Origin of the sequence: Arthrobacter sp. zg-Y844, from assembly GCF_024385465.1 — a bacterium.
Lineage (GTDB): Bacteria > Actinomycetota > Actinomycetes > Actinomycetales > Micrococcaceae > Arthrobacter_B.
This window is the reverse complement of record NZ_JANFLS010000005.1, coordinates 37,190-62,716: the sequence shown is the minus strand read 5'-3', so window position 1 is coordinate 62,716 and position 25,527 is coordinate 37,190. Positions and strand designations below refer to the sequence as shown.

Annotated in this window: 30 protein-coding genes; 29 read left to right on the top strand and 1 reads right to left on the bottom strand. The window is 66.0% G+C overall.

Annotation, left to right across the window (positions count from 1 at the left end; genetic code table 11):
- Positions 1 to 15 precede the first annotated feature (15 nt).
- Positions 16 to 501: a flagellar protein FlgN gene (locus NNX35_RS15090; RefSeq protein ID WP_227923886.1), complete on the bottom strand. Its 486-nt coding sequence runs from the start codon at positions 499 to 501 to the stop codon at positions 16 to 18.
- A gap of 308 nt (positions 502 to 809) precedes the next feature.
- Between NNX35_RS15090 and NNX35_RS15085 the strand changes: the two genes are divergently transcribed.
- The 29 genes from NNX35_RS15085 to NNX35_RS14945 all read left to right on the top strand — a co-directional run bounded on the left by NNX35_RS15085 (position 810) and on the right by NNX35_RS14945 (position 25,466).
- Positions 810 to 1,658, top strand: coding sequence for a sigma-70 family RNA polymerase sigma factor (locus NNX35_RS15085; RefSeq protein WP_255863706.1), 849 nt, complete (start codon positions 810 to 812; stop codon positions 1,656 to 1,658).
- Between the two features lie 135 nt (positions 1,659 to 1,793).
- Entirely contained in the window at positions 1,794 to 2,630 is an 837-nt protein-coding gene (locus NNX35_RS15080) for a flagellin (RefSeq protein WP_255767466.1), read from the top strand.
- A 216-nt stretch (positions 2,631 to 2,846) separates the two neighbouring features.
- Positions 2,847 to 4,181, top strand: coding sequence for a flagellar filament capping protein FliD (gene fliD / locus NNX35_RS15075; protein ID WP_255868202.1), 1,335 nt, complete (start codon positions 2,847 to 2,849; stop codon positions 4,179 to 4,181).
- A gap of 2 nt (positions 4,182 to 4,183) precedes the next feature.
- Positions 4,184 to 4,621: a flagellar export chaperone FliS gene (fliS, locus tag NNX35_RS15070; protein WP_255868201.1), complete on the top strand. Its 438-nt coding sequence runs from the start codon at positions 4,184 to 4,186 to the stop codon at positions 4,619 to 4,621.
- Positions 4,611 to 4,955, top strand: coding sequence for a hypothetical protein (locus tag NNX35_RS15065; protein ID WP_227923873.1), 345 nt, complete (start codon positions 4,611 to 4,613; stop codon positions 4,953 to 4,955). The genes fliS and NNX35_RS15065 overlap by 11 nt, the downstream gene beginning before the upstream one ends.
- A 185-nt stretch (positions 4,956 to 5,140) precedes the next feature.
- Positions 5,141 to 5,482: a flagellar basal body protein gene (locus tag NNX35_RS15060; RefSeq protein WP_227923871.1), complete on the top strand. Its 342-nt coding sequence runs from the start codon at positions 5,141 to 5,143 to the stop codon at positions 5,480 to 5,482.
- The gene (flgC, locus tag NNX35_RS15055) at positions 5,482 to 5,874 is read left to right on the top strand and encodes a flagellar basal body rod protein FlgC (protein ID WP_227923870.1); all 393 of its coding nucleotides are present in this window, start codon (positions 5,482 to 5,484) and stop codon (positions 5,872 to 5,874) included. Before NNX35_RS15060 ends, flgC begins: the two co-directional genes overlap by 1 nt.
- Positions 5,874 to 6,179: a flagellar hook-basal body complex protein FliE gene (gene fliE / locus NNX35_RS15050; protein ID WP_227923869.1), complete on the top strand. Its 306-nt coding sequence runs from the start codon at positions 5,874 to 5,876 to the stop codon at positions 6,177 to 6,179. Before flgC ends, fliE begins: the two co-directional genes overlap by 1 nt.
- 11 nt (positions 6,180 to 6,190) lie before the next feature.
- Positions 6,191 to 7,774 carry a flagellar basal-body MS-ring/collar protein FliF gene (gene fliF / locus NNX35_RS15045; protein ID WP_370647093.1) on the top strand — a complete coding sequence of 528 codons (1,584 nt, stop codon included), beginning with the start codon at positions 6,191 to 6,193 and terminating at the stop codon, positions 7,772 to 7,774.
- Complete coding sequence (gene fliG, locus NNX35_RS15040; protein WP_255868198.1) at positions 7,771 to 8,874, top strand: flagellar motor switch protein FliG; 1,104 nt, start codon at positions 7,771 to 7,773, stop codon at positions 8,872 to 8,874. Before fliF ends, fliG begins: the two co-directional genes overlap by 4 nt.
- Positions 8,864 to 9,475, top strand: coding sequence for a FliH/SctL family protein (locus tag NNX35_RS15035; RefSeq protein ID WP_255868197.1), 612 nt, complete (start codon positions 8,864 to 8,866; stop codon positions 9,473 to 9,475). The genes fliG and NNX35_RS15035 overlap by 11 nt, the downstream gene beginning before the upstream one ends.
- Positions 9,472 to 10,803: a FliI/YscN family ATPase gene (locus tag NNX35_RS15030; protein WP_255767474.1), complete on the top strand. Its 1,332-nt coding sequence runs from the start codon at positions 9,472 to 9,474 to the stop codon at positions 10,801 to 10,803. Before NNX35_RS15035 ends, NNX35_RS15030 begins: the two co-directional genes overlap by 4 nt.
- Complete coding sequence (locus NNX35_RS15025) at positions 10,803 to 11,234, top strand: flagellar FliJ family protein (protein ID WP_255868196.1); 432 nt, start codon at positions 10,803 to 10,805, stop codon at positions 11,232 to 11,234. The genes NNX35_RS15030 and NNX35_RS15025 overlap by 1 nt, the downstream gene beginning before the upstream one ends.
- Entirely contained in the window at positions 11,234 to 11,905 is a 672-nt protein-coding gene (locus NNX35_RS15020) for a C40 family peptidase (RefSeq protein ID WP_304661273.1), read from the top strand. The genes NNX35_RS15025 and NNX35_RS15020 overlap by 1 nt, the downstream gene beginning before the upstream one ends.
- Positions 11,902 to 13,431, top strand: coding sequence for a flagellar hook-length control protein FliK (locus NNX35_RS16110; RefSeq protein WP_304661272.1), 1,530 nt, complete (start codon positions 11,902 to 11,904; stop codon positions 13,429 to 13,431). The genes NNX35_RS15020 and NNX35_RS16110 overlap by 4 nt, the downstream gene beginning before the upstream one ends.
- Positions 13,432 to 13,444: 13 nt before the next feature.
- Positions 13,445 to 13,906, top strand: a complete 462-nt coding sequence (locus NNX35_RS15010; protein WP_255767480.1) for a flagellar hook assembly protein FlgD — start codon at positions 13,445 to 13,447, stop codon at positions 13,904 to 13,906.
- A 40-nt stretch (positions 13,907 to 13,946) separates the two neighbouring features.
- Positions 13,947 to 15,113, top strand: a complete 1,167-nt coding sequence (locus NNX35_RS15005; protein ID WP_255863712.1) for a flagellar hook protein FlgE — start codon at positions 13,947 to 13,949, stop codon at positions 15,111 to 15,113.
- Positions 15,114 to 15,287: 174 nt separating this feature from the next.
- Positions 15,288 to 15,593, top strand: coding sequence for a flagellar FlbD family protein (locus NNX35_RS15000; RefSeq protein ID WP_255868195.1), 306 nt, complete (start codon positions 15,288 to 15,290; stop codon positions 15,591 to 15,593).
- Positions 15,593 to 16,405, top strand: a complete 813-nt coding sequence (locus NNX35_RS14995; RefSeq protein ID WP_255863714.1) for a motility protein A — start codon at positions 15,593 to 15,595, stop codon at positions 16,403 to 16,405. The genes NNX35_RS15000 and NNX35_RS14995 overlap by 1 nt, the downstream gene beginning before the upstream one ends.
- Entirely contained in the window at positions 16,402 to 17,214 is an 813-nt protein-coding gene (locus NNX35_RS14990) for a flagellar motor protein MotB (RefSeq protein ID WP_255767483.1), read from the top strand. The genes NNX35_RS14995 and NNX35_RS14990 overlap by 4 nt, the downstream gene beginning before the upstream one ends.
- A gap of 74 nt (positions 17,215 to 17,288) precedes the next feature.
- The gene (locus NNX35_RS14985) at positions 17,289 to 18,158 is read left to right on the top strand and encodes a flagellar motor switch protein FliM (protein ID WP_255767484.1); all 870 of its coding nucleotides are present in this window, start codon (positions 17,289 to 17,291) and stop codon (positions 18,156 to 18,158) included.
- A gap of 3 nt (positions 18,159 to 18,161) precedes the next feature.
- On the top strand, positions 18,162 to 18,863 hold the full coding sequence (gene fliN, locus NNX35_RS14980) for a flagellar motor switch protein FliN (protein ID WP_255767485.1): 702 nt from the start codon (positions 18,162 to 18,164) through the stop codon (positions 18,861 to 18,863).
- Positions 18,863 to 19,372 carry a flagellar biosynthetic protein FliO gene (gene fliO / locus NNX35_RS14975; protein WP_255868194.1) on the top strand — a complete coding sequence of 170 codons (510 nt, stop codon included), beginning with the start codon at positions 18,863 to 18,865 and terminating at the stop codon, positions 19,370 to 19,372. The genes fliN and fliO overlap by 1 nt, the downstream gene beginning before the upstream one ends.
- A complete protein-coding gene (gene fliP, locus NNX35_RS14970) occupies positions 19,369 to 20,220 on the top strand; it encodes a flagellar type III secretion system pore protein FliP (RefSeq protein WP_370647092.1) in 852 nt (283 codons plus the stop codon). Before fliO ends, fliP begins: the two co-directional genes overlap by 4 nt.
- Entirely contained in the window at positions 20,220 to 20,495 is a 276-nt protein-coding gene (gene fliQ / locus NNX35_RS14965; RefSeq protein ID WP_255767487.1) for a flagellar biosynthesis protein FliQ, read from the top strand. Before fliP ends, fliQ begins: the two co-directional genes overlap by 1 nt.
- Positions 20,496 to 21,254 (top strand): flagellar biosynthetic protein FliR, encoded by a 759-nt coding sequence (locus NNX35_RS14960; RefSeq protein WP_255767488.1) that lies wholly within the window; start codon positions 20,496 to 20,498, stop codon positions 21,252 to 21,254.
- Positions 21,255 to 22,382: a flagellar biosynthesis protein FlhB gene (locus tag NNX35_RS14955; RefSeq protein WP_255868193.1), complete on the top strand. Its 1,128-nt coding sequence runs from the start codon at positions 21,255 to 21,257 to the stop codon at positions 22,380 to 22,382.
- On the top strand, positions 22,379 to 24,436 hold the full coding sequence (locus NNX35_RS14950) for a flagellar biosynthesis protein FlhA (protein ID WP_255767490.1): 2,058 nt from the start codon (positions 22,379 to 22,381) through the stop codon (positions 24,434 to 24,436). The genes NNX35_RS14955 and NNX35_RS14950 overlap by 4 nt, the downstream gene beginning before the upstream one ends.
- The gene (locus NNX35_RS14945) at positions 24,417 to 25,466 is read left to right on the top strand and encodes a hypothetical protein (protein WP_255868192.1); all 1,050 of its coding nucleotides are present in this window, start codon (positions 24,417 to 24,419) and stop codon (positions 25,464 to 25,466) included. The genes NNX35_RS14950 and NNX35_RS14945 overlap by 20 nt, the downstream gene beginning before the upstream one ends.
- The last annotated feature ends 61 nt before the right edge of the window (positions 25,467 to 25,527 follow it).

Genomic DNA, 25,527 nt, shown 5'->3' with positions numbered 1-25,527 from the left:
TAGGAGTCCTTAACGTCAAATGCTCTGGTCAACCAGCCGGGCGGCTGAGGTGGGGGCGGCCGAGGTACCGGACGCCGTGTAGGTATTCGCTTCCGGGCTTAGCCCCGCCAGCGTTTCCTGGGCCGAGCGTGCCGCAGTGCGCAGGAACTGTTCGTTGATATCGCGCAGTTCGCGGATCTTCACGGTCAGCTCGGTCATGGCCTGCAGGTGTGCGTTGAAGATTTCCGTCCACGGACCGGGAGGAGCTGCGGCTACCAGCTCACGCAGCGTGGCGTTTTCGGAGGTGCCCCATTCGACGGCGAGTCCGGCAACGGCAACAGCCCGGCCGAGATCGGCTCCGCGGAGGCGCTCGAGGACTTGTTCAACCTCGCGCGTGGCGTGCGTCAGCCATTTTGTTTTTCCGGAGGTGAGCAGCAGTTGTTCTTCTTCGAGCTTGAACACAAGAAGTTCCAACAACTCGCGCTCTTCCCAAAGAAGGGCCGAGAGTTTCTGGGTACCCATGCGTTGCTCACCTCCTAGGTGGTGCACTGAATGTCTCTAAAGTGGAATAAGACGTCTGATTTCAGGCCCCAACCTGCGGCAAAAGTCTTTGGTTTGGCGTCCGCATTCCAATACGTCCGCCACAAATCACTATCGGCCGGTTCATCTTCAATGTAAGTGGTATGTTTCAGCTAAAGCGCTTCAGCGTGGATCCACCAGCGGACTCAGCCACTGACCACGAAGCAGGCGCGCAACTGGTCGCAGTATTGGGGGACAGTTGGGGAACAAGGGCTTGGGGGTCCAAATTGAATCGCGCTGAACGTAATGCAATGGTTGTGGAAAATCTGCCTTTGGTTGGTTATCTCGTATCCGAAGTCTGCGCCAAGGCCACGCACCTGTCGCGTGACGACCTGGCCTCGGCTGGATCCATTGCCCTTATAACGTCTGCCGACTCGTTCGATCCGGACCTGGGTGTTCCCTTTGGAGCCTATGCCCGCCGACGCATCGTCGGTGCCTTTGCGGATGAAATGCGTTCCAATGACTGGGCCACGCGATCCGCCCGCCGGCGGATCAAGGAAACCCTGGCGGTGAAGGAAACCCTCACCGGCGCCCTGGGCCGCACTCCCAATGTGGACGAGATTGCCTCCGCCTTGGGTGTGGACCGCACTGTGGCTGAGGATGCACTGTCGGATGCTTCCCGCACAGTGTCCAGCCTGGACGAATCCGCCACGGATTTCCTGATCGCGGACATGCCGTCGCCCGAGGGTTCCCTCCTGGCCTCCGAGCGCTTGAAGTACCTGCAGGCCGCCGTCGCCGCCCTGCCGGAAAAGATGCGGTATGTAGTGGAGGAGATCTACTTCCACGACCGCACGGTCAAGGAAATCGCCGAAGAACTCGGCAGCACCCACTCGGCCGTGTCCCAGCAACGGGCCGAAGCGGTCCGCCTCCTTCGGGACGGCCTGGGCACGCATTACTCCGACGCTGCTGCGGCACCGGAACTCCAGTCCCGGATTGCACCGGCACGCCGCAACGCCTATCTCACCTCAGTGGGAGAACGCACCGCCGGCGGCATCACCCGGCACCATCTGGCCCCGGCCCTTCCCGGCGCGCAGGCTTTTGTGCCCGGACTTACGGGTGTTCCGGGCCGCCCGGCAACTTTCAATCCGGCCGCTTCCTAGGCTTACCGCCGCACTTAAATCTTTTTTCGAATTCTTTTTCAGAACTGCTAACACCCGTCGGTGCTCCGCCGATAGCTATGGTTGCAGGCCCACGGAAGGGCCTGTTAGTACAGCCCACTCACGGAGGAATACATCATGGGTTTCACAATCAACACCAACGTTTCGTCGCTCAACGCCATGCGCAACCTGAACCTGAACCAGACGAACCAGGCCAAGTCGGTGGAGCGCCTCTCCAGCGGTATGCGCATCAACCGTGCGGCTGACGACGCTGCAGGCCTGGCAATCTCCGAAGGCCTGAAGAACCAGGTTTCCGGTCTGACGCAGGCCGGCCGCAACGCCCAGGACGGCATCAGCCTCATCCAGACTGCTGAAGGCGCCCTGACCGAGGTCCACAACATCCTCAACCGTATGCGTGACCTGACGGTTCAGGCTGCTAACGATACGAACAACGAAGAGTCGCGTACGGCGATCCAGACCGAAGTCACCGCACTGACCTCGGAGCTCGGCCGGATCAAGGACACCACGAACTTCAACGGCATCCAGCTGCTGGACAACACGGTAACCTCCGGTGCAGTGGCCGGCACCCTGAAGATCCAGGTCGGCGCCGATGCCGACGAGACCATCGACGTTACCCTGGCCAACGTTGCCAAGACGCTGGAAGATATGGGCACGCTGGCCGTCGATTCGCAGGCAAACGCTGCGTTGGCCACCGCCTCACTGGACACGGCCATCGCGGCCACCTCTGATCAGCGCGCCACCTTGGGTGCACAGCAGAACCGCCTCGAGTCCACCTCGCGCTCCATCGCGGTGTCCGTGGAGAACCTCTCCTCGGCCAACTCCCGCATCCGCGACACGGACATGGCTGCGGAAATGGGTAACTTCACCAAGTCCCAGATCCTCTCCCAGGCCGCTACCGCGATGCTGGCCCAGGCCAACCAGATGAACTCCGGCGTTATGTCGCTCCTGCAGTAGTAGCAGCGCCTGACCAGATTCATCAGCAGTAACCGCAGAACCGGCAGGTGAATGGCCGCTGGCGGCGGGGAAACATGACTTGGACCTCACGCTTCCCGCCGCCAGCCCATTCCCTGCCTTCTGTTTGTCACCGCAGGACATGTAGCCCCAGCAGGACCCAGCAGGATCCCGTAAGACACCAGCAGGACACGGCAGGACTTCTCAAGGAGCATTTTCATGGCGCTAGGCATTGACGGGCTGATCAGCGGCATCGACACCACCGCCATGATTGCGGACCTGATGAAGATCGAAGCCCGCCCGCAGAAGCTCCTGAAGGACAAGGTCGAGAGCAACCAGCTCTTTGTGACCGCCCTGCAGAACCTCAACACCAAGATCGCTTCCCTGACCGAAGCCGCCGGGAAGATCGCCAAGGCAGGTGGAACGGACCGCTACGCCGCCGTCACCGGCTCCGCCAGCGTCACGGCCACCACCAAGGCCGGCGCTGCCGCAGGCTCGCTGGACATCACGGTGAACAAACTGGCCACGGCACAGGTCTCCCTTTCTGGCGCCATGGCGGCGTGGCCCAACGGCGACGCCCTTTCCATCTCCGCCAACGGAACCATCACCGAGCTGGACACGGCAGGCAAGAGCCTGGATCAGGTCATCAGCACCGTCAACAAAGCCAACCTGGGTGTCACCGCCGTCAAGATCGCTGCCGGCAGCGTGGACGGCGTCGCCCAGTACCGGATGCAGTTCAGTGCCTCCGCCACGGGCTCGGCCGGTGCGTTTACCGTCTCGCAGAACGGCACGGACCTGGGTGCCATCCGCGCCGGTCAGGACGCCGAGGTCACCCTGTGGGCCGGGGTGGCCGGAGCCGAAACGAAGATCACCTCCGCCACCAACACCTTCACGGACCTGATGCCCGGTGTGGACATCACGGTCTCCGCGGTGTCCGCCGATCCGGTCAACGTGGCAGTGAGCCGGGACGTCAAGGCGATTTCGGCCGTCGCGGCCTCCCTGGTGGCCACCCTGACGGATGTTTTCGGCTACATGGACCGGAACTCCGCCGTGACGATCGATACCTCCGACGGCGTCACCAAGACCACTGGTGGAGTATTCACCGGGGATTCGGCCACCCGCTCCCTGAAGCAGTCCATTATGGGTGCGGCCACCGGCTCGCTGGACGGGCGTTCGACGTCGGACATCGGCATTACCCTCACCAAATACGGCACCGTGGAGTTCAACGCCGACAAGTTCGCCGCCGCCCTCGCAGCGGATCCGGAAAAGACCCAGGCTTCGCTGCAGGCAATTGCCAGCCGCGTTGAGGCCGTAGGTAAGACGGCCTCGGATAAGTACGACGGCTCCATTACCAAGCGGATCCAGAGCCAGGAATCCACCGTGAAGTCGCTCAACAGCCAGGTTGAGCAATGGGACCGCCGGCTGGCGTCGCGCGAATCCACGTTGAAGCTCGTCTGGACCAACCTTGAAGTCAAACTTGGCTCGCTCAACAGTCAGATGGACTGGCTCACCGGCCAGCTCGACTCCCTCTCCGCCTCCTCGAGTAAGAAGTGACCGTGAACTACGGACTTGCAGCTAAACGGGCCGAATATGCACGCAATGCCGTGCTCTCGGCCTCGCCTGCCCGGCTCCTGACCATGCTCTACGACCGGTTGCTGCTGGACCTTGCCCGGGCCGAAACCGCGCAGCAGAATGCCGAGTGGCCGGTGGCTTCGGAGAACCTGCTCCATGCCCAGGCCATCATCACCGAGCTGATGGGCACGCTGAAGACCGAGGTGTGGGAGGGCGGGGAAAACCTGCACGGGATCTACACCTATTCGTTGGCGAACCTGATGAACGCGAACATCGGCCGGGACGCAAAGCTGACCCGGGAATGCATCGACCTGCTCGAACCGATCCGCCTGGCCTGGCATGAAGCGGCGGCACAGCTCCCCGCCGCCGGTGCAACACCCGCAGCCGCCGGCACACCGGGAGGGGTTCTCGGTGTCGGCTGAATCGGCAGAACCCTACCGCGGCCCGGAGGAACTGGCCAACCTCGCGCTCTGGGAATTCGTCCTCACGCAGCTCGAAGACAACCTGGAGTCCTTCCTCGAAGGACAGTCCCTCACGGAACAGGCCCGCGAGGTGGCGGCCGACTGGGAACCTCCGGCGGACCTCGGCCCGCTCCCCGAGGAGCTCGTTACCCGTGCCCGGATGCTGTCCAAGGCGCAGACCCGGGCATACGCCCAGCTGCGCAGTGAGTCGCGGACCAACCGGAAACAGTCCCTGCTGATTCGCAGTGTCCCCGGCCCCGCGGCGTCGGCCGTTTATCTCGAAGTTGACGGCTAAAAGCAGCGAAATCGGAAGACTGCTTACTTTTCCTATACCGCATACTTGCAAAAATCCAAAAGAATTACTTGATTACCGCTTACCTACTCGTTAATTCGGCCGATAACCATTAACGAGCACGGATAGCTCACGAAAGAGGCCACGGATCGGCCGCACTGTCCCTTTAGCGAGAACTGGGTTTCACTGTGTTCGATTCCGTCTCCTCCATTGCGCTGCAAAGCGCCCTGGACGGTCTTGCCCTCCGTCAGCGGACCATCGCAAACAATATTGCGAATGTGAATACCCCCGGCTACCAGGCCCAGCGCGTCACTTTCGAGGACGCCCTCGCTAAGTCGGTAAAAGCCGGCAATGGAGCAGTCGCCGCCACCACCTCGCGTTCCCTTGAACCCACCCGCCTGGACGGCAGCAACGTCAACCTGGACACCGAAACACTGTCCAATATCGACACCGTGCTGCGCTACCAGTTCGCCACCCAAGCCGTTGGCGGAGAAGCCAATTCCCTCCGCACGGCATTGAGGACCAACTAATGACTTTCGATGCCATCGGCATTGCCGCAACCGGACTCACCACGCACCGTAAGTGGCTGGATGCAGTTTCCGACAACCTGGCCAACGCCAACAATGTCTCCAGCACCGACGGTGCTGCTTTCCAGGCCCGCTACGTCGTAGCCCAGGAAGGCCGGGAAGGCAGCGGAGTCCACGTCACAGGCGTGGAGTACGGCGACGCCGAAGGCCGGATGGTCTACCAGCCGGACCACGCCCTCGCCGACGCCGAAGGCTACGTCCGTTACCCGGACATTGACCTGTCGGAGCAAATGGGCAACCTGATCCTTGCCCAGCGCGGCTATGAAGCGAATGCCGCCGTGGTCGACCGTGCCAAGAGCACATACGAAGCAGCACTGCAGATTGGACGCTCCTAATGCCCGTTCCCGCCATCGCCGCAGTCAGCAGCACCACGCCGACGGGATACGTGGAAGCCGTAAAGCCTGCCGTCTCCACTGACGGTTCCTCCTTTGCCACGCAGCTCACCGGAGCCGTAGACAACGTCACCGAACTGCAGTCCACGTCCAAGACACTCGCCGTGCAGGCCGTGACCGGCGACCTTGATGACATCCACGCAGCCACCATCGCGTCCACCCGGGCCTCCGTCACGCTGGAACTTGTCGCCGCAGTGCGGAACAAGGGTGTTGACGCGTTCAACGAGATCATGCGGATGCAGGCCTGATGCCCGGACCCATGAGCGCGATGACCGGCCGGCTGGGCAAGACGGCAGGCCAGTTCACCCTGGCGCAGAAGACCATCGCCATTATCGGTATTGCCGTGGTGGCCCTGGGCATTGCGCTGCTTGCCTCCTGGCTGACCAAGCCGGCCTACACCCCGCTGTTCTCCGGCCTCGAAGCCACGGATGCCAACAGCATCGTGGAACAGCTCAAGACCGACGGCGTTCCCTACGAGGTGGCCAACGGCGGCGGCACCATCATGGTGCCGGAGGAATTCGTGTACGACCAGCGGCTCAAGGCCGCAGGTGCCGGCCTGCCGTCCGAGTCCAGCGGCGGCTACTCGCTGCTGGACGAAATGGGAGTCACCTCCTCGGAATTCCAGCAGTCCGTAACCTACAAGCGGGCCCTGGAAGGCGAGATCGCCAAGACCGTAGGTGCCATCGACGGCGTGAAGAACGCCTCCGTGCAGCTGGCCATCCCCGAAGACACGGTGTTCGTTTCCAAAAAAGCCGATCCCACCGCATCCGTATTCGTGGAAACGCAGAACGGGACCACGCTCAGCTCGGACCAGGTCTCCGCCATTGTGCACCTGACCTCAGCCTCGGTTGACGGTATGCAGTCCACCGACGTCGCCGTTATCGATGCCACCGGCACCGTGCTGTCCGCCGTCGGCACCGGCACTGTCGGTTCGGCCGACAAGCAGGCCACCGATTACGAGGAGCGGGTCACCGCCTCCGTGCAGACCATGCTGGACCGCGTAGTGGGTCCCGGCAACGCCACCGTAGCCGTGGCAGCCGACATGAACTACGAGTCCGCCAACCGGGTGGAGGAATCCTTCACCGCGCCGCAGGACACCCCGGCCCTGAACGAAGCCACCAGCACCGAGGAATACACCGGCGGTGCCAACGGCAGCGCAGCGGGCATCCTGGGACCGGACAACATCGCGGTGCCCAACGGAGGTAACGACGACGGCGCCTTCCGCTCCGAAACGAGCACCAAGAACAACGCGGTGAACAAGGTGACCGAAACCCGGGACATCCCGGCCGGTTCCCTGAACCGCCAGACGATCTCCGTGGCACTGAATACCAATGCGGCCGCCGGATTGAACGTGGCAGACCTGGAAGCCCTGGTCGCCACCGCCGCCGGCATCAACGCCGAGCGCGGTGACGAGATCACGGTCGAAATGGTCTCCTTCAACGCGGACGGCGCCACCAGCGCGCGGGATGCCCTGGCCGAGGCACAGGCAGAAGAAGAAGCCGAACGCCGGGCACAGATGCTCCAGATGGGAATCATCGTGGCCGGCATCGTCCTGGTGGTCATCCTGGCCCTGGTCGCCTACGCCATGCGCTCCCGCCGGCAGAACCGCGAAGCCATCGACATTGGAGAACTGCCGGAGCTGGATCCGCTGGCACCGGCCGCAGGCCTCACCATGCTGAGCGAACCCGCCCCGCTCGTTTCCACAGACACGGCCTCCATGCAGATTGTGGCTGCTGCCGTGGACCAGGACCGCAAGCGGGCCGAACTCGACGCCTTGGCAGCACAGGACCCGGTTCGCACCGCTGACTACCTGCGCAACCTCATGGAGGACACCCGAGCATGACCGACCTTGCCACTGCCCCGGCCGGACTGCCCTTTGCCGCCGCCTCGAACGGGTCCGCCCTTGCCCTGAGCGGCGCCCGGACGGATGCGGGATCCGGCGAGCTGACCGGCACCCAGAAGGCTGCCATCATTTTGATGCAGCTGGAAACCTCCCGGGCCGCGGTGGTTATGCAGCAGTTCACCGAGGCCGAGGCGCAGGCCATCGCGGCGGAGATTGTCCGGCTTCGCCGGGTGGACTCTTCCGTGGCCGAGGATGCCATCAACGAGTTCTACGAGATGACCATTGAGGGCCGCCGCCGCGCCCACGGCGGCCGCGACGTCGCCATGGGACTGCTTGAAGCGTCCTTCGGTGTCGAGCGTGCCTCCGGCGTGATGGAACGCCTGGCCTCCTCGATGGCGGGCAAGTCCTTCGAATTCCTCGAAACCGCCGAGCCCAACCAGGTGATTTCCCTGCTGGACGGCGAGCTGCCGCAGACCATTGCGCTGGTCCTGGCGCATATGCGTCCCCAGCGCGCCTCAGCCGTGCTGACCGGCCTGAGCGCGGAGCTGCGCACCGACGTCGCGCAGGCCATTGCAACCATGGCCCGCGCTACCCCGGAAGCCGTGCGCGTGGTCGCCGAAACGCTGCGGGCACGTGCCTCGGCGCTGGGCGCCGCCCGCGAGGCCACCGATGCCATCGGCGGCGTGCAGCCGCTGGTGGAAATCATCAACCGCTCCGACGCAGTCACCGAACGCGCGCTGCTCGAGGCGCTCGAGGAACGCGATCCGGAGCTGGCGGAAGAAGTCCGCTCCCGGATGCTTACCTTCGCCGATCTGGTCAAGCTCGAACGCCGGGACGTGCAGCTGGTGCTGCGCGGCATCGATGTGGGCACCCTGGCCCTGGCCATGAAGGGTGCTTCCGAGGCGGTGCTGGACGCCATCCGCACCAACGTCTCCGAGCGCAACCGCGAACTGCTCGACGACGAAATCAAGGTTTCCGGTCCCGCCCGCCTCTCGCAGGTGGAAGAAGCACGCGCCAACATTGTCCGGGCCATCCGCGAAATGGAAGCCCAGGGCATCATCGAGGTGCATCATGCGGACGAGGAAGAATATGTCTACTGACGAGCAGACGTTCTCCCGCCTGATCTACACCTCCCTCGGCGCCACGGACGAAGCACAGCTCAACGCGCAGGTGGAAGCCCGCGGCCACGCCGCCGGTTACGCCGCCGGCCTGCGGGCCGCCGCAGCGGACACCGACCTGCTGCGCCGCACCCTGCGGGAGCAGTACGACGACGAAATGCGCCGCGGACAGGAACGCATCAACCGGAGCCTTTCCGCCCTTAACTCCGCTGTCTTCAGCCTCGAAGGCCGCACCGTCGCCCTGATCACCGACGTCCAGGACGCCCTGGCCGCCGCAGCAATCGATCTGGCCGAAGCGCTGCTGGGCCGGGAACTCGCTTCCGGCGATACCTCCGCCCGCGCAGCGCTGGCCCGTGCCCTGGAAGGCGTGGACACAGACCTGGTGCAGCGCGTCCGCATGCATCCGGTGGACCTCGCATCCCTGGATGAAGACACGCTCCGCCGCGCACGGGTGGAGTTCGTGGGCGACGCCGGCCTGCGGCGGGGAGACGCCGTCACCGAGTTCCCGGACGGCTACCTGGACGCGTCGCTGAGTTCCGCCGTCGAGCGTGTCCGCGCGGCACTGCTGGGGGAGGACTCATGACCGTCACCACGTGGCGCCCCCGCGCCGACCGCTTTACGGCAGCCCTGCGCTCCGCCGCCCCGCAGCGCATTGGCCGGGTGTCCTCCGTCCTGGGGCTGAGCATTGAAATTGCCGGCCTCGACTGCGGCGTAGGCGAGCTGGTGTCCATCGGGCACCCCGGGTCCGAGGTGGACGCCGAAGTCGTGGCAGCCACCCGTGACGGCATCCGCTGCATGCCCTTCGGCCGGCTCACCGGCCTGACCGCCGGAACTCCGGCACGCTCCAAGGGCACACCGCTGCTGGTCCCCACCGGCACCGGGCTGTTCGGCCGGGTGCTGGACGGCCTGGGCCGCCCCATCGACGGCAAGGGTCCGCTGCAGGTCGAGGCCTTTGTGCCGCTGGACCACGAAACCCCGTCCGCCATGCTGCGCACCCGGATCAATACCCCGCTGCAGCTCGGCGTCCGGGCGATGGACACCCTCACCACCGTGGGGCGCGGCCAGCGCATGGGCCTGTTCGCCGGCTCCGGCGTCGGCAAGTCCTCGCTGCTGTCCATGATTGCCCGCGGCACGGACGCGGAAGTGTCCGTGATTGCCCTGGTAGGGGAGCGCGGCCGTGAAGTCCGCGAGTTCCTCGAAGACGACCTGGGCGCCGAGGGCCTGGCACGGTCCATCGTGGTGGTCTCGACGTCGGACGAACCTGCGCTCATGCGCCTGCGCGCCGCGTTTGTGGCCACCCGGATTGCCGAGTCCTTCCGCGATCAGGGTGCCGACGTCATGCTGATGATGGATTCCCTGACCCGCGTGGCCATGGCCCAGCGTGAAATCGGGCTATCCGTAGGCGAACCGCCGGCCACCCGCGGCTATCCGCCCTCCACCTTCTCCCTGCTCGCGCAGCTGCTCGAACGCGCCGGTACGGGCGAACGGGGTTCCGTCACCGGCATGTACACCGTGCTCGTGGACGGCGACGACCACAACGAGCCCATTGCCGACAGCGCCCGCTCCATCCTCGACGGACACGTGGTCCTGGACCGCAAGCTGGCCGTCTCCGGGCACTTCCCGTCAATCGACGCCCTGGCTTCCATTTCCCGCGTTGCCTCCCGCGTAAACCCGCGGGAACGCAGCGATGCCGCGTCAACGCTGCGCCGGGTAATGGCTGCGCGGAAGGCTGCGCAGGATCTGCTCGACGTCGGCGCCTACCAACGCGGATCCAATCCCCTGGTGGACGCGGCAGTGGACAACCAGGACGCCATCAACGCCTTCCTGCAGCAGCGCATGGATGAACAGACGCCGGCGGAGACCGCCTGGGCGCAGCTGCACAATCTCACCCGGATGCTGGGGGTGTCCTGATGTCCCGTGCCTTCCCCCTCGCCGGCCTGCTGCGCCTGCGCCAGCTGCAGCAGGACCGTGCCGCAGGCGAACTCGCGGCGGCCAACGTCCGCATGCGGGAAATCCGCGAAGCCCGTGCCGAGGCCTACAACTCCCTCGAAACCTCCCACAGCGAGGCGGTGGATGCGGCAACCATGAATGCGATTGCGGCGGCCCGGGCCTCCTCACGCAGCATGCTCGCCGATCTGAACGCGCTGGACACGCGCCATGCCGCGGAAGTGGAAACGGCACGCGCCGAATTCTCCTCCGCACGCGCCCGCTCCGTGGGCCTGGAAAAGCTTGAAGGCAAGTTCGCCGAGGCAGAAGCCGCCGAGGACCTGCGCACCGAACAAACCATCCTGGACGAACTCGCCGGCTCCGCCTGGCACCGCCGGCAGAAGGAAGCCAACTAATGAGCATGACGGACGCCCTGGGGCGGATCGACGAAATCCGAAGCACGCTGAGCCAGCTCTCCGGAACAGCAGCCGCAAAGGCGGCTGCCGTCACTACCACGGCCACGGCGGCCGGGTCGGATGCGGAGTTCGCTTCCACTCTGTCCGCGCTGACTTCCGCGGCGTCGGCGGGAACGGACACCGGCACATCCAGCGGCGCGGCAGCGGACGGCAAAGTGCTCGACGCCGTCCAGAAATACCTTGGCCTGCCCTACATCTGGGGCGGCAACGATCCAGCACAGGGTCTGGATTGTTCTTCCTTCGTGCAGAACGTCTACAAGGATCTCGGCTTCACCCTTCCGCGAGTCACCTGGGACCAGATGAACTCGGGGACCGAGGTCGCTTCCATGGCCGACGCACAGCCCGGGGACCTGCTCTTCAGCCACGACGGCGGACACGTTGCCATCTACCTGGGCAACGGAAAGGCAGTGGACGCGCCGCAGCCCGGCCAGACCATTGCCATCCGCGATGCATGGGAAACCGACGCCAACCTGACCACTATCCGCCGCATCCTGCCGACGGAATCCGCCGGTACCGCCGGTAGCGCCGGCGCTGCCGGTGCCGCGGGTCTCTCCGACCTGGTGGCTTCCGCCCGCGCTGCGCAGGCGGCCATGATGGGAACGGCAGCATGAGCGTCTCCGCAGGCATGCAGCGCACGGCCGCCCCCGCTGCCTCCCCCCGGACCGCTGTCCCGGGGTCCGCCTCCGCCGGCGTTGGCGCGGACCAGTTCGGGTCCACGTTTGAGGATGCCCTTGCCGCCTCGAACCGGGCGGCATCCGGCCGTGACGCCGGCCGTGACGCCGGCCGCGACGCCGGAAAAGCTGCTGCCGCGCCGGAGCAAAAGGCTGGCCGACAGGCTGCCGCGACAGCCCCTGCAGATTCTGCCGACGCGCCCGTCGCCGACGAGGGCACCGCGGTTTCCCCGTTGCAGCCTGCGTCCCTAATGCCCGCCTCCGGATCATCGGTGCAGCCCCAGGTTCCCGCTCCGGCAACGGCTTTTGCCGGTTTTGCGGGTAACTCCCTGCCGGCAGCAGCCTCGACCAGTGCCGGGTCCAGCGATTCAGACGCTGTTGACGGCGTTCCTGCCGGAGGAGCCACATCGGGTGCGGCAGCCACGGCCGCCCCCTCCGCCCCCTCCGCCCCGGGCGGTTTCATGGCCGCGGCTACTGCCGGCGCCGCCGCCGTCGTCACCACCGGGGCAGCAGCAACGGCAGTTCCGCGGAACACGGCAGATGCCGGTACCCCGAAGGCGAATGCCGTCACCACCTTCGGTGCGGCCAGCGCGGTGACCGGAGGAAGCCCTTTGCCGGGCACCGCAGCCACAGCCGCCACGGCAGCCGCAGCCGCCACCGCAGCCACGCCGGCGAACGCCGTCACCGCAGGTACCGTTCAAGCAGATGCCGCCGCACCGGTGGCAGGACTCCCGGCAACCGGCGGCGCCGCACCGGCGTCGAACGCGCCGGCCGGGGCAGCAAACAGTGCAGTGGTTCCCGGCTCCGTGCCGGTCTCCGGTGCAGGCGCCGGAAACGAGGCGCCCCTGGCCTTCGCCGCCGCAATGCCCGCCGCCGGAACCGCCGGAACTGCCGATACTGCAGCTTCCGCCGCACCGGTTCCCGCGGGCGCAGCAGAAGCCCCGGCTGTCGGGCCGGTTATCACGCCGTCCCCGCTGCAGCCCCAGGCGGCTGTCTCCGGAGCGGCCGTCATGCCGACGGCACCGGCGGCCGCGCCCGTTGCCACCCCGCTGCTGCCACAGGTGTCCCAGCCGCTGTTTTCCCTCGCAACGGCCGCGCAGGGGGAGCACGTGATGACGCTGAGTATCACCCCGGACAACCTCGGGCCGGTCACCGTCAGGGCCCATGTGGGTGCAGAAGGCGTTCGGATCGAGCTCTTCGCTCCGTCCGAGGCCGGCCGCGAAGCGCTGCGCACCCTCATGACGGACCTGCGCCGGGACCTTGCCGGCTCGGGAATGAACGCCAACCTTTCCCTCTCCGCCCAGGACGCCCCGGGCGAGGGTGCTGAACGCCGCGGGCACGGAACGGAACAGGGTTCTGCAACGCAGGCCCCGCCCGATCCCGAGCGGATGCCGGCGGACCCGGCCCCACGCACTTACCGGCCGGGATTCCCCGCGTCGGCATCAACCATCGACTTCCTGGCCTAGAAGAGGAGACCACGTGCCCGTAGAAGGAGTAGCGGCTGCAGGCGGCATTACCGCCGGCGGAACCGCAGTTCGAGAGCCCAAGCAAACCATGGACAGCGAGGTCTTTATGCACCTGCTGGTCACCCAGCTGCGCAACCAGGACCCCAGCTCGCCCATGGACACCAACCAGATGATCTCGCAGACCACCGAGCTGGCATCCATGGAACAGCTCACCGCCATGGCGAAGATGGACGAAGAGAATTTCTCCCTGCAGATGCGTATCGCCGCCGCTGCGCTCATCGGCCAGACCGTCACCTATACCAACGACGACGGCGTCGCCGTCACCGGAACCGCCAAATCGGTCTCCTACGCCGCCGGCGTCCCGACCGTCAACATCAACGGCGAGGACGTCCTGCTGGACCGAATCTCCGGCGTCGTCGACGGGGCAGCAGATCAAACCCCCGACGCACCCAAAGCACCCGCAGCAACCGCATAACCCTCCCTCCCGGCACCACCAAAGCTGAAAGGCGCCACCAATGCTTCGCTCCCTTTACTCCGGTATCTCCGGACTCCGCTCGCACCAGACCATGCTCGACGTCACCGGCAACAACATCGCCAACGTCAACACCACCGGCTACAAGGCCACCGCCGTCCAGTTCCAGGACACCCTGTCCCAGCTGACGCAGGGCGCCACCGCGCCCGGCGCCAACAACGGCGGCGGCAACCCGGCGCAGGTGGGCCTCGGCGTCCTGGTCTCCGGCATCACCACCAACTTCACGCAGGGTTCGGCGCAGGCCACGGGCCGGGCCGAGGACCTGATGATCAACGGCGAAGGTTACTTCATCACCCGCCAGGGGAACACCTCCACCTATACCCGCGCGGGCGCGTTCAACCTGGACGGAGCCGGCCGCCTGGTCTCCACGGACGGCGGCATTGTCCAGGGCTGGACTGCCAATGCCGACGGCACCCTGAACACCGGCGGCGCAGTGGGCAACATTGTCCTGCCCGACGGCGCCATCGTCCCGGCCGCGGCCACCAGCGAAGCCACCATGACCGGCAACCTGCCCTCGGAGACCCCGGTCGGCGGCACGGTTGTACGCGACATGGACGTCTACGATGCCAACGGCAACCCCTCAACGGTTCCCCTGACGTTCACGCGTACCGCGGGCGGCTGGAGCGTTAGCGGGAAGGACGCGACAGCCGTGGACCTGACCTTTGCCGACGGCGCCCAGGCCGACGCCAACGCCGACACCATCACCGTTGGCGGCGTGGCCGTGAACCTCACCGGGCTCTCCAGCTACGCCGGCGTCAGCACTGCCTCGGTCACCAGCAACGGCCGCAGTGCGGGCACGCTGGAGTCCTTCTCCATCGGCAAGGACGGCACGGTGATCGGTTCCTTCACCAACGGTGCAAAGCAGGCCCTTGCCCGCATCGCCGTGGCCACCTTCACCAATTCAGCCGGCCTGGAGAAGACCGGCAACTCGAGTTTCACCGCTACGGTGAACTCCGGCAACCCCGTCATCGCCGGTCCCGGCGAGGCCGGTGCAGGCGGCATCGGCAGCGGCATGCTGGAAATGTCCAATGTGGACCTGTCCCAGGAGTTCACCAACCTGATCGTCGCCCAGCGCGGCTTCCAGGCCAACGCCCGAATCATCACCACCTCGGATGAAGTGCTGCAGGAACTTACCAACCTGAAGCGCTAGCCTTCGCTGAACCGAACGGCCCCGCCTGCGGCAGCTGCCGGCGGGGCCGTTTTGCCGTCCTGCACCCCTGGGATGCAACGTCCGGTACCGGACCTTCCTAACGACGGGGCCGTAACGGCCGAAAGTAGGGGTGAGGGCCTATCGGAGTCCTGTGGAACCAGCCAGGACGGGGCAATGATTGTTCTAACGCGTCTCAACGATGCTCAGTTCGCGATCAACCCTGACCTGATCGAGCGGATCCACTCCAACCCGGACACCACCCTGGTGATGGTCGACGGCGCGAAATACATCGTGACGGAGAGCCTGCAGGAAGTTATCGACCGCATTGCGGCCTACCGGGCGCAGGTGATTTCCATGGCACGCGATATCCCTCCCCGCGTTCCCGGGCGTCCCCTTGGGCTCGTGCCCGACGCTTTTCCGGCAGCCCCGGCGAAAGCTCCCCCCAGCAATGCAGTGCCCCTTCGCCCTAGGAACGACTAATGGATCCAGCAACAATTATCGGCTTAGTCCTCGCCTTCGGGTCGCTTTATGCCATGATCACCCTCGAAGGTGCCCATGTGTCCGCGCTCCTGCTGCCGGCGCCGATGATCCTCGTATTCGGCGCCACCATTGCCGTGGGCCTTGCGGGAGGAACCTTCAAGGACTTCATCCTGTCCTTCAAGTCCCTGCCCCGGGCCTTCATGGGCAAGACCCCCCGGCCGCAGGAGACCATTGACCGAGTGGTCCTGCTGGCGGAAAAGGCCCGCAGCGAAGGCCTCCTGTCCCTTGAGCAGGACGCCGCGGAGGTCGAAGATCCCTTCCTGCGCACGGCCCTGCAGAACATCGCCGACGGCACCGACGGCGAGGAGCTGCGCATGCTGCTCGAAGACGAAATCGCCACCAAGACCGCCACCGACAAGATTGCGGTGAAGTTCTTCAACAGCTTGGGCGGTTATGGTCCCACCATCGGCATCATCGGCACCGTTGTTTCGCTGACCCACGTCCTGGAGAACCTCTCCACGCCGGACCACCTGGGGCCCATGATCGCCACTGCCTTTGTGGCCACACTCTGGGGGCTGCTTTCGGCCAACTTCATCTGGCTGCCCATCAGCACCCGGTTGAAACGGCTGGCGGAGCTCGAAGCGGATGAAATGAACCTCCTGATGGAAGGTGTCCTGGCCCTGCAGGCCGGCAGCCAGCCGCGCCTGCTCGGGGAACGGCTGCGCGCGATGGTCCCGGCCCACGTGTTGGGCGGCAAGGCGGACAAGGCAGACAAGTCCGATGCCGCGGACAAGGTCCAGGACGCAGCGTGAGCGCCAAGGGCCGGCGTCCGAAACAGCACGAGGAGGACGATCACCCGGACGAACGCTGGATGGCCTCCTACATGGACATGGTCACCGTGCTGATGTGCATGTTCATTGTCCTGTTCGCCATGTCCACTGTGGACGCGAAGAAGTTCGAACAGCTCAAGGAGTCCCTGGCCACCGGTTTCGGCGCCGAGGAGAGCAACACGGTGGACACCGCCGTCGGCATCATCGTGCCGCCGGACAAGGTGGACAGCGAAGAGACCGTTGAACCCGACGCCGCCCTGGCCGCCAAGGAAGTCGACGATCTCACAGCGCTCCAGGACGCAATTTACGCGGGCCTGCAGGAAAAGGGCATGGAAGACGCCGTGCGCTTCGAAATGGATGAGCGGGGCCTGACCATCCGGCTGGTCAGCTCGGAAATGTTCTTCGCCCCGGACCTGGCCGACCTCACCGACGAGGCCGTCCAGGTGCTGGACACCGTAGGTCCCGCACTCGCGCCGACCACCTACCAGGTTTCGGTGGAGGGCCACACAGCCCAGGTCCGCCAGTACGCCGACGACGCGTTGGACTGGGAACTGTCCTCGTCCCGTTCGGTGAACGTGCTGCGCTACCTCGTCTCCGGCGGGGGAGTGAAGCAGGACCATATGAAGGCAGTGGGTTACGGCGAGTCCCGCCCGCTGACCCCCGGCAGGGACGCCGCTGAACTCGCCCAGAACCGGCGGGTGGACATCGTGGTCCTGTCCGGACAAAGCGAAGACGTCCGCTCCCTCATCCCCCAAATCGTGGCCGAGCGTGAAACCGCTGCAGGCACCTAGCGGCTTTTCTTACGCAGCCGTTCCAAGTGCCGATAGTGCGGGTTGTGATGGTCCAAGATTCACCTTCCTTAAGCATGCCCGCGAAAGCAAAGCCCGTAGAGGTCTATGACTTCAGCAGGCCCACTACGCTGGCCCGTGAGCATGCGCGTGTCCTGGAAATGGCCTTTGATACCTTCGCCCGCCAGTGGGGCACGCAGTTGACCGCCAAGGTGCGGGTGCTGTCGCAGGTCACCTCGGAAGACGTGCAGGTGCTGAGCTACGACGAGTACGCCGCCGCGCTGCCGGACAACACCGGCATGGTGCTTTTCAACATCTCCACCACCTCCGCCAAGGCCGTCATCCAGTTCCCCATGGCCGCAGCACTGTCCTGGGTGGGACACATGCTCGGCGGCACCGGTTTCCAGACCGCGCCGGAGCGCAAGTTCACGCATATCGAGCAGGCACTGCTGGGCAAGATCATGGACGACGCCGTGGAGGACCTGCACTACTCCCTCGGACACCTGCTCTCGGCCCCGCTGACGCTGTCCTCGGTCCAGTACAACTCGCAGTTCGCCCAGGCGGCGGCCTCCGGCGACCCGATGATCGTGGCCACTTTCGAGATGGTGGTCGGTGAAACCACCGCTCCCGCCACCGTGGCCATCCCGGCCGCGGCCCTGCTGCCGCAGCTGGACCCGCTGGGCGCCCAGTCCAGCAATGCCACGCCGGCCGAACTTGTCCAGCTGCAGCTTGCACACGTGCCCGTGAAGGTGTGCCTGCAGCTGGAACCCATCACGGTGAAGCCCGCCATGGTCTTGAACCTTGCCGTAGGGGACGTCCTGAATCTGGGCCACCCCCGCCACCGCCCGCTGAACGTCACCGTTGACGGACAGACGCTGGCCCAGGCAGCAGTAGGAGCCAGCGGGTCACGCCTTGCCGGCAGCATCGTCAGTATCGAGGAGAAGTAACCTATGTCCAGCCCCCACAGCCTGCACGCCGACGCCGTTTCCGCCCTGGTGCGCGGCCTGCCCACCCCCCTTGTCCTGGAACCGATCCCGCATAACGGGGCAGGAGTACCGGCGTCGCACACCGCGACGGCGGTCACCGCTTCCTTCGTGGGCACCGAATCGGCGGACCTGGCCCTGGTCCTGGACAGTTCCTCGCCGCTGGCCGATGTCGCCGGCACCGACTCCGCGCTCGTTTCGGCCGCGGACGTACTGCGTCCCTCGCTCGAAGCAGCGAGTGCCACCCTGGGCGTCGGCGTGCTCGGCGAAGCCCGCACCGAGGATGCCGCCGCACTCTTTGCCGATCCGGACAGCGTCGTCTTCGAACTGCGCTCCCCTGAGGGCACCGCCGGGTGGTTCGCCATCCGCCTGCGGGACACCCCCGGCACCCCCGGCGGCCACAACGACCCCTCGATCGTCGGCAAGATGGGCCGCATCAACAACATCGAGATGGCGCTGACCGTGGAAATCGGGCACACCCGCATGTCCGTCCGCGACGTCCTGAACCTCGAACCCGGCCGGGTGGTGGAGCTGGACCGGTCCGCCGGTGCCCCCGCGGACATCCTGCTGAACGGCCGGCTCATCGCCAACGGCGAAGTTGTGGTTATTGACCAGGATTACGCCGTGCGGATCACCAAAATCCTGGACGTGGTCGAGGGGCTCAATTAGTGGAAACCCTGTTTCTGGGACTCCGTGTCCTGGTTTCACTGGGCGCCGTGCTCGGACTCCTGTGGTTCCTGCAGCGCCGCTTTAGCCGCACCCTCGGTTCTGCCGGTGCGAACCAGCCCGCCGTGCGCGTGGTCAGCCGCCAGCCGCTGAGCCCCAAGGCCTCCCTGGTAGTGGTGGAAACCGACGGACAGCGGCTCCTGCTCGGGGTGGCCGAAGGTTCGGTAAACCTGCTGCACACCACAGAGGTTCCCCCGGAATCCGAACATGTGCCCGCAACCGGGTTTGCCGCGTCGCTGGAAGCCGCCCAGCAGTCCTCCGGGTCCTCTCCGGAGGGCGGCCATGCCGCCGACCCCTACTCCGGCCTGCCCCCGCGCCGCGCCGCGCGAGGGGCACATGCCCTTCCCCCCGCACACCCGGTGCCCGCCAAATCGGCGCTGGCCGGATCCATCCTGGCCCCCGAAACCTGGCGCCAGGCCGGCGCGGCCCTGGGCCGGGGACGTAAACGGTGAGCGCCGCCGTCGACGTGCGCAGGGCACGGCACGCGCTTACCCTGGCCGCTGCCCTGTTCTTCGCCGTGGCCGCCCTGCTCCTGCTCGGGGCCGCAGCAGGGCACGCCACCACTTTCGATCCCGCCGCGCCCGTTGCGCCTACCGACCCCAGCGCTCCCACGGAGCCGGACGACGGCGGCGGGCTGAGCATCGATATCAATGGCCAGGACGGCGGGCCCTCCACGGCCGTGACCACACTCATCGGCATCACCCTGCTTTCGGTGGCGCCGTCATTGCTGCTGATGCTCAGCTCCTTCACGAAGATCTTCGTGGTGCTGGCCATGACCCGCAACGCCCTGTCGCTGCCTTCAATCCCGCCCAACCAGGTCCTGGCCGGGCTGGCACTGTTCCTCTCGCTTTTCATCATGGCGCCCGTCATCAGCGAAATTAACACGATCGCCGTGCAGCCCTACCTCAACGGCGAGCTCAACTTCGATGCCGCCCTCGACACCGGGTCCGGGCCGCTGCAGCAGTTCATGCTCGCCCACACCCGGGAAGAGGACATCGCACTGATGACCCGCGCGGCCGGGCAGGAGAACCCCGAAAGCCCCGAGTCCGTTCCGCTGACCACCCTGATCCCGGCGTTCATGATCTCGGAGCTGCGGGCGGCGTTCATCATCGGGTTCGTGATTTTCGTGCCGTTCCTCGTCATCGACCTGGTGGTGTCCGCAGCACTGATGTCCATGGGCATGATGATGCTCCCGCCGGTGATGATCTCGCTGCCGTTCAAGATCCTGCTGTTCATCCTCGTGGACGGCTGGGGACTGATCATTACGTCCTTGGTCAACAGTTACCAGGGCGGCACCTAGTGGATACAAACGCGGTCCTGGACATCGCCATGCAGGGACTCTGGGTTGCGGCCAAGCTGTCGGCCCCGGTGCTGATCACCGCGCTCGTCGTCGGGTTCGGCATCTCGCTGCTGCAGTCCATCACCCAGATCCAGGAAGTCACGCTTTCGTTCGTGCCCAAGGCCCTTGCCGTGGCCCTCGCCCTGCTCGTGTGCGGACACTGGATGATTTCGGAAATCGTGTCCTTCACCCACGAGATGTTCCAGAGGATCCCGTCCCTGCTCGGCGGCGGCTAGATGAACATCACCCTTGACCAGGACTGGATCGAGGCGTTCCTGCTGGCCTCGGTACGGATGGTGGCCTTCCTGGTCATCGCACCCCCGTTCTCCTACAACGCGTTCCCGGCGCGGATCAAAGCCATGCTCGGGCTCGGCCTGGGGCTGGCCATCGCCCCGCAGGTAAGCGAGGGGTACAACGCCCTGAGCACCGGGGCGTTCTTCATGGCCATCGTGATGGAGCTGCTGGTGGGGTTTGTGCTGGGGTTCCTCGTGATGGTGGTTTTCTCCGCCGTGCAGTCCGCCGGCAACCTGATCGATACCTTCGGCGGTTTCCAGCTGGCGCAGGCCTTTGATCCGCAGTCCATGGTCAACGGCGCCCAGTTCACACGCATCTTCCAGATCACCGCCCTGGCGCTGCTCTTTGCCTCGGACGGCTACCAGCTGATCATCGGCGGGCTGCTGCGCAGTTTCACCGCGCTGCCGCTGACCGGGGGACTGGACCTGTCCTCGCCGGTGTCCGCCCTGACGGCCGCGGTATCGCAGATGTTCCTGGCGTCGGTGCAGATTGCCGGACCGCTGCTGGTGGTCCTGTTCCTGGCCGACGCAGGCCTGGGCCTGCTCACCCGCGTGGCCCCGGCCCTGAACGCCTTCGCCCTCGGCTTCCCCCTGAAGATCCTGCTGACGTTGTCCCTGGCCTCAGTTGTCTTCCTGGCGCTGCCCCGCATCGTCTCGGGGCTGGTCTCCACTATCGAGCGCGCGCTGACGGGGGTGGGATAGATGCCGGAACAGCCCTCAGGGGAGCGGACCGAGCAGGCCACCGACAAACGGATGAAAGAGGTCCGTTCCAAGGGCCAGCTTTCCCGGTCCGAGGACCTCACCGCCTGGGTCGGCGTCGGCACGGCCGCCCTGATGATGCCGTTGACCATCTCCCGGGGCGCCGAAGCTGCCGGCGAGATCCTGGCCGGCGTCGCCACCACCATCGTGAACCCCGATCCCGAGTTCGCCCTGATCCAGATGAACGAGGGCCTGGGCACCCTGGCCTTTATCCTCGGCCCGCTGCTGGGCGTAGTTGCCGCTGCGGTCCTGCTCACCGCCGCCGTCCAGGGCGGTATCCACGTGAAGAAGTTCAAGGGCAAGTTCGAGCAGTTCAACCTGTTCGCCGGCGTCAAACGCGTCTTTGGCGCCCAGGCCCTGTGGAACGGCGTGAAATCCCTGCTCAAGACCGCCGTGGTGGGACTGGTCCTGTACGCGGTGATCCAGCAACTGATGCCGGTGCTGATGTCGGCCGGCGGCCTGCCTATCTCCGCCGTCCTGGAAGCTGCGGGAGGCGGTACCGCGTTACTGCTGCAGGCAGCCGTCGCCGCGGGCCTGATCCTCGCTGCGGCGGACATCTTCGTGGTTATGAAGCGCAACCGCAAACGAACCCGCATGACCAAGAAGGAAGTCAAAGACGAAAACAAGAACAGCGACGGCGATCCGTTGATCAAGTCGCAGCGCCGGTCCAGACAGCTGGCCATGAGCCGGAACCGGATGATCGCCGCCGTGGCGGATGCCGACGTCGTGCTCGTGAATCCCACCCACGTGGCCGTCGCCCTGAAATACGAGCCGGGCAAGTCCGCGCCGCGGGTCGTAGCGAAGGGTGCGGACAACATTGCCACCCGGATCCGTGAACAGGCCGAAAAGCAGGGCGTCCCCATGGTCTCCGACATTCCGCTGGCCCGTGCCCTGCACAGCGCCTGCGAACTGAACGCCGAAATTCCCGTGGAACTGTACAACGCCGTGGCCCGGGTCCTCGCCTTCGTTATGGCCCTGAAGCGGCGCGGCGCCGCCCGGGGCATGCACACCATGGCAGCCGCACCGCCCGAACCCGGAACCACCCCACAACACCGTAAGGCCGCGTCGTGAACCGCAACCGCAACCTCCTGAAACTCGCCGTCCCCGTCGGGGTCATCGGCATCATCCTGCTGCTGGTGGTACCCATCCCCGCCGAACTGCTGGACGTGCTGATCATCATCAACATCCTGCTGGCACTGGTGATCCTGCTGACCACCATGTTCGTACGGAAGCCGCTGGACTTCTCAGTGTTCCCGTCCCTGCTCCTTGTCGCCACCCTGTTCCGGCTGGGCCTGAACGTGGCCTCCACGCGACTGGTGCTGGGGGAGGGGTACGCCGGGCAGGTGATCGAAGCGTTCGGGCACGTTGCCGTGGGCGGTTCGCTGATCATCGGCGCCGTGATCTTCCTGATCCTGGTTGTCATCCAGTTCGTGGTGGTCACCAAGGGTGCCGAACGCGTGGCCGAAGTGGGAGCCCGCTTCACCCTGGACGCCATGCCGGGCAAGCAGATGGCCATTGACGCAGACCTCAACGCCGGCCTGATCACCGACACCCAGGCCCGGGAACGCCGGGCGGAGGTTTCCGCGGAAGCGGACTTCTACGGTGCGATGGACGGCGCGTCGAAGTTCGTCAAGGGCGACGCTATCGCCGGGTTGATCATCATCATCATCAACCTCATCGGCGGCATCGCGATCGGAATGATCCAGCGCAGCATGTCGGCCGGCGAAGCGGTGAGCACCTACAGCCTCCTGACCATCGGCGATGGACTGGTCACCCAGATCCCTGCCCTGCTGATGGCCGTTTCCACCGGCATGATCGTCACCCGGTCCAATGCCGAGGCGGACATGGGAACCACGGCCGGCGCGCAGCTGGGCCAGTCCCGGAACGCCCTGATGATTGCCGGCGCCGCGGCCATCGTGATGGCCCTGATTCCGGGCATGCCGAAGCTCTATTTCATCGCCATCGGTGCCCTGCTGATTTTCATTTCCTGGAAAATCAAGGGAAAGGAAACCACCGATCAGGCCGAGAAGGATTCTGCGCAGGCGGCGCTGGACGCGCCCGCCACCTCCGAGACCACGGAGGACCTGATTGAACAGATGCGTGTCCATGCGCTGGAAATCATGCTGGCACCGGATCTGGTGGACATTGTCACCGGCGGGTCCGACGATCTCCTGGCACGGGTTCGGGCACTGCGCCGCAAGATCGCCATGGAGCTGGGCATTGTGGTGCCTCCGGTCCGCACGCGCGACAGTGTCGACCTGCCAATGTCCACCTACGTCATCCGGATCGCAGGCGTGGAAGCCGGCCGCGGGGACGCCCCTGCCGGCAAGATCCTGGCCCTGGGGGACTATCTGGAGGGTTTGCCGGGCACTGCCACCGTGGAACCGGTGTTCGGCTTGGCCGGCAAGTGGGTTCCGGCGGAAATGCAACACGCGGCAGAGATGTCCGGGGCAACCGTGATCGACCGCGTGTCGGTGCTGGTCACGCACCTTTCCGCGGTCATCACCGCCAACGCTGCCCGGCTGCTCACCCGCGAAGACGTCCGGGTGCTGACCGAGGGGGTCAAGCTGGTCAACCCGTCAGCCGTCGAGGAACTGATCCCCAATGTGATGTCCCTTGCCGAAGTGCAGCGGGTGCTCCAGGGTCTGCTGGCCGAGCAGATCCCCATCAACGACCTGCCGAGGATCTACGAGTCCCTGCTGCTGCGGGCCAAGGTTTCCGCGGACCCGGAGGGGCTCATCGAGACGGCACGGACGGCACTGGGGCCGGCGCTGGCCGCGCAGTACATCGCCGACGGAGTCCTGCGGGTGATCATGATCGATCCGGCGCTGGAGCAGTCCATGCTCGAAGCGCTGCGCCCCTCGGAGCAGGGCAGCCAGATCCTGCTGGACCCTGCCCGGGTTGATGCCGTGCTGGCGTCGCTGAAAGCTGCCGTGGCGGGCGCCGAGAACGCCGGGTTCAATGCGGTGCTGGTCTGCGCCCCGGCCCTGCGCCCGGCCATCCGGCGGCTGGTCTCGGCACAGACCGGCGGCCTGCCGGTACTGTCCTACCAGGAAGCCACAGCGGGTAATGTCGGTATCGAGACTGTAGGGGTGGTGCGTGGAAGTGAGACGATTTCAGCTTGAGGGGGCGTCGCTTGACGCGCTAAAAGCCCAGGTGCTGGCCGAACACGGCCCGCGGGCCCGGATAATTGCGGCGGAAAAGGTCACCGTGGGCGGGATCGGCGGATTCCTGTCCCGCCAGCATTACGAGGTGACGGTGGAGCTGCCGCCCAGCGGCCGGCGTCGGGCACCGGTGGAACCGGACCTGCCCAGCCGAACCGACTCCGGGCGGGCAGGCATATCCGCACTGCTGGAAGAGGCAGAGCGGGCCGAATCCACGCTGCACCCGGCGGCCGCGGTCATCCCGGTTGTACCCATGGATCCGGCCCCGCAGCCCGCTCCGTCCGTATCCACGGGGTCCCATGCGTTCGCCGAACTTATGGATACCCTCGCGGCAAGCACGGGCACCCCCGTGCAGAGCCAGGCCGCGGCCGGGTTCACTCCCGGGCTGGAGGCCATGCAGCCGCCCAACGCCGTGAACCACGTTCCGCTCAGCCAGGCGGGTTCCGGCCGGATCAACCAAGGCACGGAGCCGGTCCAGCGCAATGCCGTGCCGATGGCGCCTGCTCCGCTCGCCGGAGCCGGTGACCTGGTGATGGTGGTCGGCCTGGGCGACGACGCGCTGGAGGTGTGCCGCTCCATGGCCGACTTCTCCGGCACGGGTGCAGCAGCCGTCCGCGTGGCCGGCGTGCTGGAGACCGACGGCGTCGGCCGGGCCGCGGACCGGCGTGCGGTGGCAACCGCACGTGCCGCCGGCGTTATGGCCGGACACAGCATCTTCCTGGCCTACGGGCTGGGGCGGTCAGGTACCGAAATGGCCCGGCATTCCACGTTGATCTCCGCATTGGCCGCCGATCAAATCTGGGTGGTGGTCGACGCCGGCCGGAAACCGGAAGACACCGCAGCCTGGGTCGGGGCGGTGCGGTCCGCAGCAGTTGTGGACGCCGCCGCCGTCGAAGGCATTGACACCACCGGCACGCCGCAGTCCGTGAACGCGCTTGGCCTGCCCATCGGGTGGCTCGACGGCGGACCCTCGCCGACGCCGGTGCTCTGAGCCCCGGATAACCCGCCGGGCTGAACCGTTCCTCAGCTTCGGCGGGAACGGCCCCGGCTTG

Excerpts from the sequence above, each read along its gene's own strand:
- NNX35_RS15035 (WP_255868197.1), top strand. The coding sequence starts at position 8,864 with ATGTCTACTGACGAGCAGACGTTCTCCCGCCTGATCTACACCTCCCTC.
- fliN (WP_255767485.1), top strand. The coding sequence starts at position 18,162 with ATGTCCAGCCCCCACAGCCTGCACGCCGACGCCGTTTCCGCCCTGGTG.
- flgC (WP_227923870.1), top strand. The coding sequence starts at position 5,482 with ATGACTTTCGATGCCATCGGCATTGCCGCAACCGGACTCACCACGCAC.
- NNX35_RS14955 (WP_255868193.1), top strand. The coding sequence starts at position 21,255 with ATGCCGGAACAGCCCTCAGGGGAGCGGACCGAGCAGGCCACCGACAAA.
- NNX35_RS15085 (WP_255863706.1), top strand. The coding sequence starts at position 810 with ATGGTTGTGGAAAATCTGCCTTTGGTTGGTTATCTCGTATCCGAAGTC.
- NNX35_RS14995 (WP_255863714.1), top strand. The coding sequence starts at position 15,593 with ATGGATCCAGCAACAATTATCGGCTTAGTCCTCGCCTTCGGGTCGCTT.
- fliG (WP_255868198.1), top strand. The coding sequence starts at position 7,771 with ATGACCGACCTTGCCACTGCCCCGGCCGGACTGCCCTTTGCCGCCGCC.
- NNX35_RS15005 (WP_255863712.1), top strand. The coding sequence starts at position 13,947 with ATGCTTCGCTCCCTTTACTCCGGTATCTCCGGACTCCGCTCGCACCAG.
- NNX35_RS16110 (WP_304661272.1), top strand. The coding sequence starts at position 11,902 with ATGAGCGTCTCCGCAGGCATGCAGCGCACGGCCGCCCCCGCTGCCTCC.
- NNX35_RS15000 (WP_255868195.1), top strand. The coding sequence starts at position 15,288 with ATGATTGTTCTAACGCGTCTCAACGATGCTCAGTTCGCGATCAACCCT.
- NNX35_RS15080 (WP_255767466.1), top strand. The coding sequence starts at position 1,794 with ATGGGTTTCACAATCAACACCAACGTTTCGTCGCTCAACGCCATGCGC.
- NNX35_RS15090 (WP_227923886.1), bottom strand. The coding sequence starts at position 501 with ATGGGTACCCAGAAACTCTCGGCCCTTCTTTGGGAAGAGCGCGAGTTG.
- fliD (WP_255868202.1), top strand. The coding sequence starts at position 2,847 with ATGGCGCTAGGCATTGACGGGCTGATCAGCGGCATCGACACCACCGCC.
- fliE (WP_227923869.1), top strand. The coding sequence starts at position 5,874 with ATGCCCGTTCCCGCCATCGCCGCAGTCAGCAGCACCACGCCGACGGGA.
- NNX35_RS15030 (WP_255767474.1), top strand. The coding sequence starts at position 9,472 with ATGACCGTCACCACGTGGCGCCCCCGCGCCGACCGCTTTACGGCAGCC.
- NNX35_RS15025 (WP_255868196.1), top strand. The coding sequence starts at position 10,803 with ATGTCCCGTGCCTTCCCCCTCGCCGGCCTGCTGCGCCTGCGCCAGCTG.
- NNX35_RS15020 (WP_304661273.1), top strand. The coding sequence starts at position 11,234 with ATGAGCATGACGGACGCCCTGGGGCGGATCGACGAAATCCGAAGCACG.
- NNX35_RS14960 (WP_255767488.1), top strand. The coding sequence starts at position 20,496 with ATGAACATCACCCTTGACCAGGACTGGATCGAGGCGTTCCTGCTGGCC.
- fliF (WP_370647093.1), top strand. The coding sequence starts at position 6,191 with ATGAGCGCGATGACCGGCCGGCTGGGCAAGACGGCAGGCCAGTTCACC.
- NNX35_RS14985 (WP_255767484.1), top strand. The coding sequence starts at position 17,289 with ATGCCCGCGAAAGCAAAGCCCGTAGAGGTCTATGACTTCAGCAGGCCC.